Source organism: Hymenobacter convexus (genome assembly GCF_030580955.1).
Lineage (GTDB): Bacteria > Bacteroidota > Bacteroidia > Cytophagales > Hymenobacteraceae > Hymenobacter.
This window is the reverse complement of record NZ_JAUQON010000003.1, coordinates 399,300-414,465: the sequence shown is the minus strand read 5'-3', so window position 1 is coordinate 414,465 and position 15,166 is coordinate 399,300. Positions and strand designations below refer to the sequence as shown.

Annotated in this window: 9 protein-coding genes; 3 read left to right on the top strand and 6 right to left on the bottom strand. The window is 63.6% G+C overall.

Features of this window, described 5'->3' with window-relative positions; all coding sequences use genetic code 11:
- The first annotated feature begins 161 nt into the window (after window positions 1-161).
- The 3 genes from Q4S41_RS08460 (at window position 162) to Q4S41_RS08450 (ending at window position 6,631) form a co-directional block, all read left to right on the top strand.
- A complete protein-coding gene (locus Q4S41_RS08460) occupies window positions 162-2,141 on the top strand; it encodes an endo-1,4-beta-xylanase (RefSeq protein ID WP_305030674.1) in 1,980 nt (659 codons plus the stop codon).
- Between the two features lie 233 nt (window positions 2,142-2,374).
- A complete protein-coding gene (locus tag Q4S41_RS08455; protein ID WP_305030673.1) occupies window positions 2,375-4,771 on the top strand; it encodes a glucuronyl esterase domain-containing protein in 2,397 nt (798 codons plus the stop codon).
- Window positions 4,772-5,179: 408 nt separating this feature from the next.
- The gene (locus tag Q4S41_RS08450; RefSeq protein ID WP_305030672.1) at window positions 5,180-6,631 is read left to right on the top strand and encodes a phytoene desaturase family protein; all 1,452 of its coding nucleotides are present in this window, start codon (window positions 5,180-5,182) and stop codon (window positions 6,629-6,631) included.
- 152 nt (window positions 6,632-6,783) lie between these two features.
- On the opposite strand, the gene Q4S41_RS08445 is transcribed toward Q4S41_RS08450, so the two are convergent.
- From Q4S41_RS08445 to Q4S41_RS08420, 6 genes are all read right to left on the bottom strand, one after another.
- A complete protein-coding gene (locus tag Q4S41_RS08445; protein WP_305030671.1) occupies window positions 6,784-7,467 on the bottom strand; it encodes a GDSL-type esterase/lipase family protein in 684 nt (227 codons plus the stop codon).
- Between the two features lie 25 nt (window positions 7,468-7,492).
- On the bottom strand, window positions 7,493-8,044 hold the full coding sequence (locus Q4S41_RS08440; protein ID WP_305030670.1) for a hypothetical protein: 552 nt from the start codon (window positions 8,042-8,044) through the stop codon (window positions 7,493-7,495).
- A 70-nt stretch (window positions 8,045-8,114) separates the two neighbouring features.
- Entirely contained in the window at window positions 8,115-9,464 is a 1,350-nt protein-coding gene (locus Q4S41_RS08435; RefSeq protein ID WP_305030669.1) for a glycoside hydrolase family 88/105 protein, read from the bottom strand.
- A 282-nt stretch (window positions 9,465-9,746) separates the two neighbouring features.
- Window positions 9,747-10,988, bottom strand: a complete 1,242-nt coding sequence (locus Q4S41_RS08430) for a glycoside hydrolase family 88 protein (protein WP_305030668.1) — start codon at window positions 10,986-10,988, stop codon at window positions 9,747-9,749.
- 35 nt (window positions 10,989-11,023) lie between these two features.
- A complete protein-coding gene (locus Q4S41_RS08425) occupies window positions 11,024-12,202 on the bottom strand; it encodes an alginate lyase family protein (RefSeq protein WP_305030667.1) in 1,179 nt (392 codons plus the stop codon).
- Between the two features lie 164 nt (window positions 12,203-12,366).
- Window positions 12,367-15,051, bottom strand: a complete 2,685-nt coding sequence (locus Q4S41_RS08420; protein ID WP_305030666.1) for a glycoside hydrolase family 2 TIM barrel-domain containing protein — start codon at window positions 15,049-15,051, stop codon at window positions 12,367-12,369.
- Between the last annotated feature and the right edge of the window lie 115 nt (window positions 15,052-15,166).

Below are 15,166 nucleotides of genomic sequence, written 5' to 3'. Positions count from 1 at the left end.
TATCTATCACAAACGTTTGTCGTAAAAATATTCCATAAAATACTGTTATACAGAGTTTTGTTCTGAGAAGAATCGGCCAAATTTAAGGCATTCAACCGGGCGGCAGGTAGCTGCTCGCATTCAGGTTGAACGCCTTAAATCCCACCCAAAACTTCTTTCCCATGAACAAACCTCAACTCTACCTGCTGACGCTGGCAACCGCACTAAGCAGTCATCTCACACCGCTGCGGGCCCAGAATGCGCCCGTCACCATTCAGGCCGAAGCCGGCACTTCTACCGCTCCAACTTCCACCGCGGCCTCGGCCGGCGACTGGGCTTTCCTCACGGCCGCGACGCCGACGCCGGCCGTCGCCTACGCCACCTCGCTCACCGACGTCTCGGCCTTCACGGCGCCCACTTCGCCGGGCGGGGGCGTGGGCGGCACCGCCCCGGCCACGGCCAACCGCGTGCTGAGCTACACCGTCACCTTCCCCGGGCCGGGCACTTACGAACTGTACGCCCGCGTGCGGGTAGGCAGCGGCGGCGCCAACGACGACAGCTTTTTCTACGCCAACAGCTTCGGGAGCAAGAGCGTGACCACGGGCAGCGACTGGACCAGCGCCAACAACATCTTCAACATCGGCTACACCGGCGCTACGCAGGTGGTGGACGGCGGGGGCGGGGCGAGCACCAGCGTCTGGAAATGGATAAACATCTCGAAATACAGCTTCGGCGGGGCCGCGCTGGTGACGTACACCGTGCCGGCCGGCAGCCTCACCCAAACCTTCCAGATTGGGGCCCGCGAAGACGGGCTGGACTTCGATAAGTTCGTGTTTGGCCAGAGCGGGCTGTATTTCACGGTGGCCAACCTCGATGCCGGAACGCAGGGCTCCGCCACGCCGCCCACCACGTTCACGCCCAGCGGCCCGCCGCTGGCCACCGGCAAGCCCAAGTACCTGGGCTGCGCCTACAGCCCCCAGCAGGCGCCCAACTTTGGCGCGTACTGGAACGCCGTGACGCCCGAAAACGGCGGCAAATGGGGCAGCGTGCAGCCCACGCAGGGCGCCTTCAACTGGACCGACCTTGACGCGGCCTACGCCCAGGCCAAGCCCGCTACCGGCACCCAGTCGCTATTCCGGATGCACACCCTGATTTGGGGCGCCCAGCAGCCCACCTGGATTAAGAACCTGTCGAGCGCCGACCAGCTGGCGGCTATCAATGCGTGGTTTGCGGCGGTGGCCGCCCGCTACCCCAACATCAACCACATCGACGTGGTGAACGAGCCCATCAACACCCCGCCCACCGGTTTCGTGACGGTGGGCTCGCCCGGCACGCCGGCCGGCTCGCCGGCGGCCGATGGGGGCGGCTACATCAACGCCCTGGGCGGCACCGGCACCACCGGCTACGACTGGATTATCACGGCTTTCCAGCTGGCCCGGCAGTATTTCCCCAATGCGCAGCTCATGATTAACGAGTACAGCGTGGAAAACTCCTCGACCCGGGCGGCCACCTACGCCACCATCATCAACCTGCTCCGCACTCGGGGCCTGATTGATGGCGTGGGTATTCAGGGCCACGCCTTCTCCACGGCGGGGCAAACGGCCGCCACCATCAACGGCAACCTGGCCACGCTGGCCACTACTGGCGTGCCGCTCTACATCACGGAATACGACTCGGACGGCCTCGCCGATGCCGACCAGCTGGCGGAATACCAGCGCGTGTTTCCGCTGTTCTGGCAGAATCCGGCGGTGCGCGGCGTCACGCTGTGGGGCTACCGCGTGGGCCACTGGCGCACCGCCCAGGGCGCCAACCTGGTGAATGCCGATGCCACCGAGCGCCCGGCCATGCTGTGGCTGCGCAGCTACATCCAGAACACGACCTTGGGCACGAAAGCTGCCTCCACGGCCAGCGCAGGCATCTCCGTCTTCCCAAATCCTGCTACGGCCGGCAGCGTGTCGCTGAGCCTGCCCGCGGCCTTTAGCCAGCAGGCGGTGGAGGCGCAGCTGCTCAACTCGCTGGGCCAGCGAGTGCTCTGCCGCACGCTCCCGGCCAGTGCCGATGCCGTGCGCGCCCTCGCGCTGCCGGGCGTGCCGGCGGGCCTCTACACCCTGCGCCTGCAAAGCGCCACCGGGGTCAGCAGCCAGCAGCTGTACGTCGAGTAGGGCTGTTAGCGCGGCGCACTCGGGCCTTTTACAAGGGAATTAGCCATGAGGAGCGGGCCTGCAACAGGCCGGCTGGCTGTTTCGTGCGCTCGGGCCAGGGCCATTGCTCCACCGAATTGCTTCTTTTCAACCTGCTTGCCCCACGCCTATGACTATACGCCCTTGAACCACTCTGCCAGCGCATTTGGCTGGCCGTCACCTCATTTCTTCATCCCACCCAACAGCAAATGACCATGAAAACTACTTTTTTAGCGCTCCTGCTGAGCTTGAGCTGCCTGCGCGGGTTTGCGCAAACGCCGCTGGTGTATTCCTCTGAAAATACAGGCGCGAGCTGCCCCGTGCCGGCGCTGCCGGCCTTTGGCCAGCTGCCCCGCATCGCGCCCTTGCCCGACCCGTTTAAATGGGCCAACGGCAGCGGGCGCTCCACGAGTTTTAGCGACTGGGAATGCCGCCGCAATGAGATTAAAGCGCAGATTGAAAACTACGAAATCGGCACCAAGCCACCCCGGCCGCAGAACATCACGGCCAGCTACGCGGCCGGCGTGCTCACCGTGAACGTGACCGTGAACGGCCAAACCATGACGCTGACCTCGCAGGTGACGCTGCCGACGGGCACCGGCCCGTTCCCAGCCGTCATCGGCATGAATAGCCCTTCGGGCAGCGTCCCGGCTTCGGTGTTCGCCAGCCGCAACATTGCCATGATTACCTTCAACCACAACCAGGTAACGACCTACGGCAACCCCGCCTTGACCGACCCTTTCTACCGCTTGTACCCCAGCCAGACGCTGGCCAACTCGGGCCAGTACAGCGCCTGGGCCTGGGGCGTGAGCCGCATCATCGACGGCCTGGAACTGGTGCAGGCCAGCCTGCCCATCAACCTGCAGCGCATCGGCGTGACGGGCTGCTCGTATGCGGGCAAGATGGCGCTGTTTTCCGGGGCCTTTGATGAGCGCATTGCCCTGACCATTGCGCAGGAATCGGGTGGGGGCGGGGCGCCGGCCTGGCGCGTGTCGGAAACCCTGGGCGCCGTGGAAAAGCTAGGCGCTACGGACTACCGCTGGTTTAAGGACGACATGGTGCAGTTTGCCGACACCAACGTGGTGCGGCTGCCCGAAGACCACCACGAGCTGATGGCCATGATTGCGCCGCGCGCCCTGCTGGTGACGGGCAATACCGATTTCGAGTGGCTGGCCAACCCGGCGGCCTACGTGTCGGCCCGGGCCGCAAGCGTGGTGTGGAGTACGTTCGGGATTGGCGACCGGTTCGGTTTTTACATCGATGGGGGGCACAACCACTGCGCGGTGCCGGCCTCGCAACAGCCCACCATGGAATTGTTTGTTGATAAATTCCTGCTGGGTAACACCAGCGTCAACACGAGCAACATCGCCGTGCATCCGTTCCCGACGCTGAACTACCAGCGCTGGTACCAGTGGTGGGGCACCAACAATCCCGTGCTGCCGCCCCTGCCGCCCGACCCGCTGGGCAAGCGCATCTGGCTCGAAGCCGAGTGCGCCACGGTGGGCTCCAACTGGACGGTGGTGCCCGACGCCACGGCCTCCAATGGCAGCTACGTGCGGGTGCAAACCGGCCTCAGCAGCCCCACCACGGCGCCCACCGGCGCCGCGGCCGCGCTGACGCTGCCCTTCACCGCCGATAGCGCCGGCACCTACAACTTGCTGGCCCGCCTCAACGTGCCGGCCACCGACGACTACGGCTACTGGACCAAGCTGGACAACGGTACGTTTCAGGCGGTGAGCAGCCAACTGCTGACCAACAACGGCTTCGAAAGTGGCCTCACCGGCTGGACGACGCTCAACGCCAACGGCGCCACCATTTCGGCCAATACGGTGGCCGCGGAGATTCATTCCGGTAGCGGAGCGATGAAAGTGGTGAACCCCACCGCCCAAACCGGCAACCAGTGGAAGGTGCAGGTGAGCAGCACGGCGTTTCCGACTACGATTGGCAAGCAGTATGTGATATCCTATTGGGTGAAAGCCGCGGCAACTGGCGGTTCTATTCGCCTTTCGACCGGGCCGAGCAGTGCGCAGTACCAGGCCGACCAGGCCATCGGCACGACCTGGCAGCAGGTGTCCTGGACCATCACGGCGTCCTTGGCTTCCACTACGTTTTTGTTTGATATGGGGCAGGTGGCCAACACCTACTACATCGACGATGCCAGCGTGAAGGAAGTAGGCGCCGCCGGCTGGAAATGGGTGAAACTGCAAAATGTGCCCCTGACCGTGGGGCCGCACACGCTCACCATCGCCTATAACGCCGGCGGCACCGCCGGCCTGGACAAGCTGCTGGTAGCCAGCTCTAACGCCACCATCACCGGGACGGGCACGACTGGTACCAACTGCATTGTAACATCGACCAACAACGCGCTGGCAAACACGGGCATCGAAGTCTACCCCAATCCGGCCCGCGACAACATTAACATCCGCCTGGGCGCCAACCTGCTGAATGTGCAACGCATCGACGTGCTGGACGTGGTGGGCCGGGTGCTCTGGCAAACCAGCGTCGGTAAGCAAACCACGCTCAACATCCCGAGCGACAAGCTGAAACCGGGTGTTTACCTCCTGCGCTTCCGAGGGGATACCACCAAAACCCAACGCCTTGTCGTCCAATAATAGCAAAAAGAGCCCCGATTCGGGGCTCTTTTTTTTGCCGCTGATAATCCCCTTTTCTGCGCAGCCGCCGCGTTTCAGCCATGCCATTCGCTACCGCGACAACTTCGGCCAACCCGGTAGCTCCGCCGGCCGTTGGTGGAACCGGGAGCGGGTTGACGTCTGACTGCCCCCGCTCTCGGCCAACGACCCGCGCCGGCTGGCGTAGTTGAAAAGCGTGGGCAGGGTGCGGGAGGGTAGGCCGTCATGCCGAGCGCAGCGAAGCATCTCGCTTGCCACCGCCAATCCTTTTCCTTGCGATTGAATTACTACCACAAGCGAGATGCTTTGCTGCGCTCGGCATGACGGCCTAAATACCGACGTTCTTTTAATCCGCCTAATTGCTCTACCACTTTTTCAACTCTGCCCCGCATGCCCGATTCCACCTATGATGCCGTCGTCGTCGGCTCTGGCCCCAACGGGCTGGCCGCCGCCATTGCCATGCAGCAGGCGGGCCTGTCGGTGCTGCTGCTTGAGGGCAAAGACGAGCTGGGTGGTGGCCTGCGCACCGCCGAGCTGACGCTGCCAGGTTTCCGTCACGACATCTGCTCGGCCATTCATCCGCTGGCCGCCGCTTCGCCCTATTTCCAAACCCTGCCGCTGGCCCAATACGGCCTCGAATACCTCACGCCGCCCGTTGTCGCCGCGCACCCTTTTGACGATGGCACCGCCGCGGCCGCCTTTTCTTCTATTGAAGCCACCGCCGCCACCCTCGGCCCCGATGCCGAGGCCTACCGCCGCCTGCTGGTCCCGCTGGTGGCCGAGTGGCCCGGTCTCGTGCGCGACGCACTGGGCCCGCTACGCTTCCCGCCGAAGCCGCTGGCGCTGGCGCGGTTTGGGCTCTCGGCGCTGCTGCCGGCCACGGTGCTGGCCCGGCGGTTTGCGGGCGAAAAGGCCAAGGGCTTGCTGGCTGGTATGGCCGCCCACGCCATCCAGCCGCTCAGCAACCTCACCACCTCGGCCATCGGGCTGGTGCTGCTGATGGCGGCGCACCGCGGCGGCTGGCCCCTGGCGCGAGGCGGCTCGCAATCCATTGCCGATGCGCTGGTGGCGCACTTCCGGGCCCTGGGCGGGCACGTCGAAACGGGCACCTTCGTGCGCTCGCTCGCGCAACTGCCGCCCGCCCGCGCCGTGCTGCTCGACGTCACGCCCGCGCAGCTGCTCCAGATGGCCGGGCATAGCCTCAGCAGCATCTACCAGTGGCAGCTGCGGCGCTACCGCTACGGCATGGGCGTGTTCAAGATTGATTGGGCCCTAGCCGCGCCCATTCCCTTCACGGCGCCCGAGTGCGCGCAGGCTGGTACTGTGCACCTGGGCGGCACGCTGGCCGAAATTGCCGCCGGCGAACAAGCCGCCGCGCGCGGCCAGCACCCGGCGCGGCCCTTCGTGCTGCTGGCCCAGCAAAGCCGGTTCGATACCACCCGCGCCCCGGCCGGGCAGCACACCGCCTGGGCCTACTGCCACGTGCCCAACGGCTCGCGCCAGGACATGACGGCCGCCATTGAAAGCCAGGTGGAGCGGTTCGCGCCGGGCTTCCGGGCGCGCATTCTGGCCCGCCACACCTTCGACCCCATGCAAATGCAGGAGCACAACCCCAACTACGTGGGCGGCGACATCAACGGCGGCGTGCTGGACATCGGACAGCTTTTCACGCGTCCGGCGCTGCGGGCGTCCAACTACCGCACCTCGCAGCGCGGCTTGTATCTGTGCTCCTCGGCTACCCCGCCCGGCGGTGGCGTGCACGGCATGTGTGGCTACCGCGCCGCCCGCCTGGCCCTGCGCGAGGTGTTCGGGCTGGCTGCGCCGCCGTTGTACGGGGTGTAGAGACGCGACACTTCGCCTCTCGTCGTTGAACGACCAGCACCGTGCCGCTTGCATCGTTCAGGCGTCATCGTTCTATCATTACCGTTCAACGACGAGACGCGAAGTGTCGCGTCTCTACATCGTTCAGCCCGCCAACCAAAAAAACCGGCAATCTACCGCGCCATAATGGCCAGCACGGGCGCTACCAGCAGTCGGGAGGCGGTGGCGTCCAGGTGCAGGCCGTCGGCGGTCATGGTGTTGATGTCGAGGCCCGGGGTTTGGTAGCCGTTCACGAAGAGGGAGTGGGTGCGGCGCGCTACTTTTTGAAAGGTTTTGGCCATGGTGCGGACCCGCTCGTTGCCGCCCTGGTACTTGGGCAGGGCTTCGGCTTTGGTGCCGTAGGGCGGCGGGGAGATGATGATAATGCGGGCCTGGCGGATGGCGGGGTAGGGGCAGGTTTTGATTTTGCGGATGAGCGTTTCCAGGTTGGCCGGGACTTCTTTTTGGCGGTCGGCAAACACGGCTTTGGCGTCGTTGGTGCCCAGCTCGAGCACCACGAAATCGAACGGCCGGTCCTTGGTAAACTCGGCCGCTTTCCGCAGGTTTTCGTCGATGACCAGCAGCGAATTCAAGGTGCTGTCGCCGTTGTTCACGAAGCCAATGGTGCGGCCCGATTTGCTGAGGTTGAAGACTTGCGCCCGGGGCAGGGCCAGCTCCAGCTGCTTGGGCCAGCTCTGGGGAAACGTGCCGTTGCTGTCGCCCAGGGTAAAGATGTTGAGGGGCTTGTCCGACGCCACCGGGGTTTGCGCGGGCAGCAGGGCCGGCAGGAGCAACAGAAACAGGAGAAGCTTTTTCATGTGGGGAGGTGCTGGCCAAGAAGTATTACTTTCTGTTGAGCGCAGCAAACTTATACCGTGCACACAGAATGCCTGTCTCGTCATCTTGGCTAGCCGCGATGCACCATTTTTGCAGGTGTTTCATAACAGCTGCCGGGCTGGCTTTGCGGTCCTCACGCAGGCCACCGAATCTGTTGAAATAGTAAGCTAAAAAGTACTGTTCTCCTTTTGCCGCAATGGCATTCGCTTTTTCAATGTCAATCATTAAAGCGAAATCCAAGGAGACAAGGCTATCGAGAGGAACAGGCGATTTGAGCGTTAGCCCACGGGCTAAAATGGACGCCAAGTCATAGTCAGTGTATTCTCGATTGAATGGCGGGTACTTCTTATAAAAGCCCTTCACATCTTGAAATGTGCCACACGCGAGTCTTGTGGTGCCTTTGAATGCCACATTGAATGAGAAGTAGTCCCTTTCATTGGTTCTCAACTGAAAATACTCGTACGGGCATTGGCTAGTTTGCGCGTATGCTTTATCAGCTGTTCCAAATAGAAAATAACTCAGGAGAAGATATAACAGGAGTTGCGAGTATGCTCTCATGGTAGCAAGCTAACGCAAGACGTCTACTTAATATTTGTCGATACCAAATTTCTTTACACACTCCTGCTTTCTACTTCACAATCTGCACGGAGCTGTCGTTGATGCCATACGGGTGCTGCTTGAGCAGCTGGGTGATTTCGGCGCCGGCCAGCAGCACGGGGCCGTAGCCGTGGGCGGCGTACACGTTCACGGGGCGGTAGTAGTAGAAGGCCGGGTCGAAGCCCATGCCGGTGCCCACGCAGGTGCCTTCGACCTGGCCCTGCTTGTTGACTTTAGTGCTCACGGCGTTCCAGGCCAGCAGGGCCATGGGGCCGTAAGCCTGGGCATCGAGCCAGCCCTGGTTCACGGCGTGGGCGATGGCGTAGGCGTAGATGGCCGTGGCCGAGGTTTCGAGGTAGCTGTCGGGGCGGTCGAGGAGCTGGTGCCAGAATCCTGTTCCGCTTTGCTGGGCGGCCAGGCCGCGGGCGTGGGCGCGGAGCAGCTCCAGCACGGCGGGGCGGCCGGGGTGGTCGGCGGGCAGCACGTCGAGCAGCTCCACGGTGGTGAGGATGGCCCAGCCGTTGGCGCGGGCCCAGTGGAACTCGGGGTGCTCGGCCATGCCCTGCACCCAGCCGTGCATGTATAGGCCCTTTTGCTTATCAAACATGCGCGGAGCAAACTGGGTGAGCTGCTTCACGGCCTCGTCATAGTAGCGGGCCTCGCCGGTGAGCTTGCCCATCTGGGCCAGGGCCGGGATGCTCATAAACAGGTCGTCGAGCCAGAGGGTGTTGGGCTGGGGGCGGTTGCGGGCCAGCGTGCCATCCGCGAGGCGGAATTCCTTGGTCATGATGTAGCTCACGAACGGGTCAATCATCGGCCGCAGGTTGGCGGTGGGGTCGAGGCGCTGGGTCTTTATCATGGCCGCGCAGATGGCACCCACGTCGTCCAGGGCGTGGGGCTGCACGATGGAGCGCACGGGCGTGGCCGCCTCGGGGTGCTGGGTTTGGTAGGCCTGGAAGTAGGGCACCAGCTCGCCGAGAAAGGTGAGGCGGCTGCGGGTGTAGGCGGCGAATTTGGGGTCGCCGGTGGTTTCGGAGGCGCGCAGCATGCCGGCGTAAGTCACGCCCCACTCGTAGCTGGTGAGGCGGAAGTCGCCGGGCTTGATGATGGCGTCGGGGTTGAATTTCCGGCGGTCCGTAATGGGGGCGTTGGTCTTTTTATCGACCAGCTCGGCGGGCGTAGCGGCGTTGAGGTAGGTGTACACGCGGTCGAGCACCTGCTTCACGTCCTCGGCTTTGGTCTGGCCGTAGGGGATGGGGTAGTCGGGTTTGAGGAGGTGGAGGGGGGTGGTGGTGTCGTTGGCTTTTACCTGGGCGTGGAGGGGCGCGGCGGCGAGGAGCAGGAGCAGGGCTGAGAGGTGAGTTTTGGTCAGGAAGCGCATGTGCAGGATGGGAATGGCGTTGGCCGGCCAAGGTAGAAGCCGGTTGAGGGCGGATTCTCCTGCGCTGTCCTGCTTCGTTCGCACGGGCGCCTCACCCCCTGGCCCCTCTCCTCAGGGAGAGGGGAGCCACGGCGGCGCGTGCTGTAGCGCGGACTTTTAGTCCGCGTATTGTTAGTCTTGGTTCAGATAATTCGCGGACTAAAAGTCCACGTTACAAATCGTCAGTCCCCTCTTCCTGATGAGGGGCTGGGAATAAGCTGACGGCGGCAGGTGAAAGGCCACTCACTCCGTCACCGCCTCCCTCGCCCGCGGCGCCGCACCCGTACGCTCCCCCAGATTCTTGCAGCGCAGTAGCGCTTCCATAAAATAATAGTCGGCGTAGTTCAGCGGCACGTCGATTTCGCCATTAGCAGGCTTGTTGCCGGTACTGTGCAGCAGCAGGAAGCCGTGGCTGCTGCCGGGCCGGGCCGTGTAGTGGCGGGCCAGATTCGCCATCATCTTATCGGCCTGGCGGCGGTAGAAAGCGCCGTTGGGGCTGTAGGTGCTCAACTCATAGAGGGCCGAGGCGATGACGGCGCCGGCCGAGGCATCGCGCGGCGCCCGGGGAATGTCAGGGGCGTTAAAATCCCAGTAGGGGATGAGGTCGGCGGGTAGGTTGGGATGGTTGAGAATAAATTGGGCCACGTGCTCGGCCTGAGCCAGATAGGTGGGGCTGCGGGTTTCGCGGTAGCACATAGTATAGCCATACAGCGCCCAGCCCTGCCCGCGCGCCCAGGCCGATTCGTCGGCGTAGCCCTGGTGCGTCATGCGGCGCATCACGCGGCCGGTGGCCGAGTCGTAGTCCACCACGTGATAGGTGCTGAAATCGGGTCGGAAGTGGTTTTTCAGCGTCGTGTTGGCGTGGCTGACGGCAATTTTATAGAACGAAGAATCGCCCGACAGCCGCGTGGCGGCAAAGAGCAGCTCCAGGTTCAGCATGTTATCGATGATGACCGGGAAGCCCCACGTGTCGCGGTGGTGGTCCCAGGAGCGCAGGCTGCCCACCTTCGGGTTGAAGCGCGTGCTGAGCGTGCGCGCCGCCGTGAGGACGACCTCGCGGTAAGCCGGGTCTTTGGTAAGGCGGTAGCCCGTGCCGAAGCTGCAATACACCTTAAAACCCATGTCGTGGGTGGTGCCATTGGTTTTTTCAGCTTCGATGGGGGCCGTGTAGGCGCGGGCGGCGGCCTGCCATTGGGTGTTGCCCGTGGCCTCGGCCAGCAGCCACAGGTAGCCGGGGAAGAAGCCGCTGGTCCAGTCGCGGGAGGGCACCAGCACCAGCTCACCGGCCGGCGAGAGCGTGCGCGGCGACACCAGCGGCGGCTTGCCGGGCGGGGCCGGGTGCTGCTGCGCCTTAGGCACCTCCTGCAGCAGGAGCGTGGCCTGGGTTTCGGCCAGCTTCAGGGTTTTGGCGAAAGGCGCCTGGGCCCGGGCCGAAGCGGTATGAAGCAGAAGGCCCAGGGCGGCGATGATAGGCTTGCTAATCATGATAATTTAGTCCGATTTCTATGTTGCTGCTTCGCTCAGTTCAGCCAAATAATTGGGTTGCGCACCGGCAGATTGCGCACCACTTCTTCCACCTGCGGGGCGTGGTCGAGGCGCTGCCAGGTGGCAAGCCAGTCCTTATTTCCAAACTGCACCGCGCCCAGCACCAGGAAAGGCTGGGCCACCGGCCAGTTGTCCCAGTACATCACGTCGTGCGCGAAGGGCCAGGCGCTTTTGTTCACCACAAACGGGTAGAGGTACTCGATGCCCCGGCGAATGCCGCGCCCGTCGGGCATCTGGTAGGCCCAGAGGTTGTCGGTTTGGTCGCTCAGGATTTGGCACAGCATGGTCATGGCGTCGAGGTTGAACAGCGAGTAGCCGTAGGGTTTGGTGCGCTTGGTTTCGAGGGGAAAGCTGCCGTTGGGAGCCATCTGGGTGGGCAGCAGCACGGTTTTGTACCGCTCCCGGCAGAAGCTCAGCAGCTCCTGGTTGCCGGTGAGGCGGGCGAAGGCGGCCACCTGCATCGCCCAGCAGGTACCGTGGTTATTGGCCGCGTTCATCTCGTCTTTTCCGTAGGGATGCGTAGTGAGCCAGCTCAGGTATTGCCCAAACCAGCCTTTGATGCCCGCCAAATCCTCCGCCCCAAAGCCCTTGGCCGCCTGCATCACCAGCACGCCCTGCGCCACTTCCAGCAGTTGAATGGTGTCGATGATGCCAATGCCACGCCCCGTAAACCGCCCCGAAATGGCTTGCGCATACAGTAGCGAGGGATTCATGCGGGTGGCCGAATCCAGGAACCAGGCCCGCAGATGCAGCAGCGCGTGGCGCACGTACCGCTCGTCGCCGGTCAGCTTGTAGGCCGAGGCCAGCGCCCCGACGATGCGGCTGAAGCGAATCATGGCTAGGCGGTGGGCCGTGAAGTTGGCGGGGTTGGTCTGGCCGTCGCGCTGCACGTAGGGGCCGGCGGGGTTTTGCGGGTCGGGCCACCAGTAGTCGCCTTCCGAAAAGAAGTCGTGCGGCCCGCCTGCGCTGCGCGGCGAGGTACTGGCCGTAACCGTAACCGGCGCCTGCTGCAAGGCCCAGGCGGCCTCGGCCAGCACGTGGGTGCGCAGAGTGTGCGCCGCGGCCTGAGCCAGCTTGTTGGCGGGCGGGGTGGCGCGGGCACCGGGCAGCAGCACTAGCAGGCTCAGGAGCATGATGAGTATCCGGGTCGGCATGTGAGAGGATTTCGAGAAAAACTGTTGGACTTGGTTTTGACGTGGCGTCTCACCCCCGACCCCTCTCCTCAGGGAGAGGGGAGCCAGCCGAAACCAAGAAATGCGCTATTAATTCATTCATAATAAGAATGTTAATTTGGTTTCAGGCGGCTTGCCTATTCACGTTAAAATAGCTTTTTTACCTGAATGCCATTGAGAAAGGCTTCGCCCGTCTGGGCCTTGAAATCGACAATGATGCCCTGCCCGGAGCGCACCGAAACCGGCACCTTGTAGCTCACTGCCTGCAGTGGCATCAGCGTCGTGGCGGTGCTCGGATTCGGCAGCACGGCTAGCCCATTCACCAGCACCGCAAATGCCCGATTCTGGGGTGCGGCAGTGGCGGTGGCGGCGCTGCTGCCGGCCAGGTTGTAGGCCAGCTGCTCGCCGGCCGGGGCGGCTTCCAGCTCGGCGAAGTGCAGGGTGACTTCGTAGTTGCCGGCGGGCACGTCGAGGCGAAACTGGCTCAGGCCGAGGCGCTGGGTTTCATACACAGCGTCGTAGTCGGTGCCGAGGATGTTGCGGTCGGAGCCGTAGGGTAGGCGGTCGCCAGCCATTTTGTAGGGGTGGCCGCCCACGTAGCCCCAGCCGCCGGGCCGGTATTCCTGCTCGGGCAGCCAGACCTGGTGCAGCTTCGCATCGGTGAAAATCCGCTCATCGCCCAGGCTCACATTCAATTCCGTGAACGGCAGCTGGGCGGATGCCAGATTGGTGGGAATTAATTGAAATTCGATGTCGGCCAAGTCCTCAATGGGCTGGCCAGCGGCCTGGGCGCGCAGCTGGTTCAGGCCATTGCCGAAGGGCACCGAGAAGTGTGCCACACCGAACTGCGCGGGCCGGGTTCCCAGGTCGCGGCCGTTGAGCAGCAAACGCACGGCGGGCTGGTTGGTGTACACGTCCACCGGCTGGCGGCAGAACAGCGAATCGGGCCCGGCAGCGAGGCCGGCGCGCAAGGTCCAAGCGCGGGAGCCGATGCGCAGGAAGGGCGTTTTGAGCAGGTGGGCCTGGTAAAACAGGTAGGCGTCCTTGGGCCGCCGGTCGCCCGTCAGCAGGCTTTTGTTGTTGATGTGGGGCACGGCTTCCTGCCGGGTTTCGGAGTTGAATTCGGCCAGGTTCCAGACCGTGCTGCCGGCTACGAAGGGACGCTCCAGGATGGCGCGCAAGTAAAATTCGTGGTAGCGGTTGGCGTACTCGGTGGTTTTGTCGAAGCGCCGGGGCTGGAAGGCGTGGAGCCGCTCGTCGGAGTCGGCGCCGTACTCGGTCACGAGCAGCGGCTGCGTGGGCAATTCCTTGTGATGACGGTCGAGAAAGGCGGGGAAGCCCGAAAAATCGCCCGAGTACCAGCCCGAATACAGGTTCCAGCCCAACACCTGCGGCACGCTGAGCAGGCCGGCCTGCTGGTAGAGCCCGAAATCGCCGTGGCACACCAGCATGGTGGCGCGGGCCGGGTCCTCGCGGCGGCTGAGGCTGTCGAGCTGCCGGGCCAGCGCAGTCACGCGCCGCAGGTAGGCGCGGCCGGCGTCGTTGTCGCGCTTCAGGCCGGCGGGCAGGCGTAGCAGCACCTCGTTCATGTAAGCCCAGATGACGACGCTGGGGTGGTTGAAGCCCTGGCGAATCATCTCCATCTGCATCGTGAGGCAGTTTTGGAAGAAAGCCGGCGAGTCGGTGATTGCATTCACGACGGGGATTTCGACCGACGCCAGCAGGCCCAGCCGGTCGCAGGCGGCCAGCACGGCGGGGTCCTGCGGATAGTGCGACACGCGTAGGAAGTTGCTCCCCATCTGCTTGAGCAGCAACAGGTCGCGTTCGGCCAGCGCGTCGGGCAGCGCGTTGCCCAGGCCGGGAAAGTCCTGGTGGCGGTTGGTGCCGATGAGCTTGAGCGGTTTGCCATTTAAAAAGAAGCCTTCATTGGCATCGAACCGAAACCAGCGCACCCCCACCGGGTTGCTGACTTCATCGAGTGGCGCGCCTTTCTTGCCGTCAAGCACCGACGTCACCACGCGGTACTGATACGGGTCGTCGGGCGTCCAGAGGTGGGGCCGCGCCAGCTTCGGCAGCAGCTGTCGAAACGACGTTTTCGCGCCGGGCTGCAGCGTGAGACTGGTTTGCTGCCGGGCCACGGCGCGGCCGTCGCGGTCAAGCAACTGGCTCAGCACCGTCACCTTGCGCGCGGTAGCGAATTCGTTATTTAAAGCCCCGGCCACCAGCACGTCCGCCGCCTCAGCCGACACGGCCGGGGTACTCACGAAAACACCCGCCGAGGCGTGGTTGTCGAGGTCGAAATGCACCGACTCGGCCGCCACCAGAACTACGTCGCGGTAGATGCCGCCGTAGAAGGTGAAATCGGCCGTGAGCGGCGGAATATCAGGGTTGTAGCGGTTGGTGAGCTTCACCAGGATTTCGGCTGGGGCCGGCTCACTGCCGCTGAATTTCAGCCACTGGCTGATGGGGAAGCGGAAGGCGGTATAGCCACCCGCGTGCCGCCCGGCCAGTTGTCCGTTCACATACACCTCGGCCTCCTGGTTGGCGCCCTCAAACTGCAGGAAAACGCGCCGCTGCTGCCAGTCGGCGGGCACGGCCAACGTCTTTTTATACCAGCCGACGCCGCGGTAATAGCCCGGCTCGTCGTCGAGCACGTCGGCCGCGTTCCAGGTGTGGGGCAGAGAAATTTTCTCCCAGCCAGCTACAACGGCTGAGGCTTGGGCGACACTCAGGCCGGCTTCGTCTTTGCGGAAAAGCCAGTTGGAATTGATGGACTGCGTGAGGCGCTGGGCGGTGGCGGGCAGGGCCAACAGCACGAACGCCAGAACCATGTAGACACGCGACACTTCGTGTCTCGGCGTTGAACGCTGCAAAGTACGATTCGCTAAATGCGCAGACAACGAGACGCGAAGTGTCGCGTCTCTACACGTGTAGGATGGTAGAGCT

What these genes read in the sequence shown, in the direction of transcription:
- Q4S41_RS08460 (WP_305030674.1), top strand. Translation starts at nt 162, where the DNA reads ATGAACAAACCTCAACTCTACCTGCTGACGCTGGCAACCGCACTAAGC.
- Q4S41_RS08455 (WP_305030673.1), top strand. Translation starts at nt 2,375, where the DNA reads ATGAAAACTACTTTTTTAGCGCTCCTGCTGAGCTTGAGCTGCCTGCGC.
- Q4S41_RS08450 (WP_305030672.1), top strand. Translation starts at nt 5,180, where the DNA reads ATGCCCGATTCCACCTATGATGCCGTCGTCGTCGGCTCTGGCCCCAAC.
- Q4S41_RS08445 (WP_305030671.1), bottom strand. Translation starts at nt 7,467, where the DNA reads ATGAAAAAGCTTCTCCTGTTTCTGTTGCTCCTGCCGGCCCTGCTGCCC.
- Q4S41_RS08440 (WP_305030670.1), bottom strand. Translation starts at nt 8,044, where the DNA reads ATGAGAGCATACTCGCAACTCCTGTTATATCTTCTCCTGAGTTATTTT.
- Q4S41_RS08435 (WP_305030669.1), bottom strand. Translation starts at nt 9,464, where the DNA reads ATGCGCTTCCTGACCAAAACTCACCTCTCAGCCCTGCTCCTGCTCCTC.
- Q4S41_RS08430 (WP_305030668.1), bottom strand. Translation starts at nt 10,988, where the DNA reads ATGATTAGCAAGCCTATCATCGCCGCCCTGGGCCTTCTGCTTCATACC.
- Q4S41_RS08425 (WP_305030667.1), bottom strand. Translation starts at nt 12,202, where the DNA reads ATGCCGACCCGGATACTCATCATGCTCCTGAGCCTGCTAGTGCTGCTG.
- Q4S41_RS08420 (WP_305030666.1), bottom strand. Translation starts at nt 15,051, where the DNA reads ATGGTTCTGGCGTTCGTGCTGTTGGCCCTGCCCGCCACCGCCCAGCGC.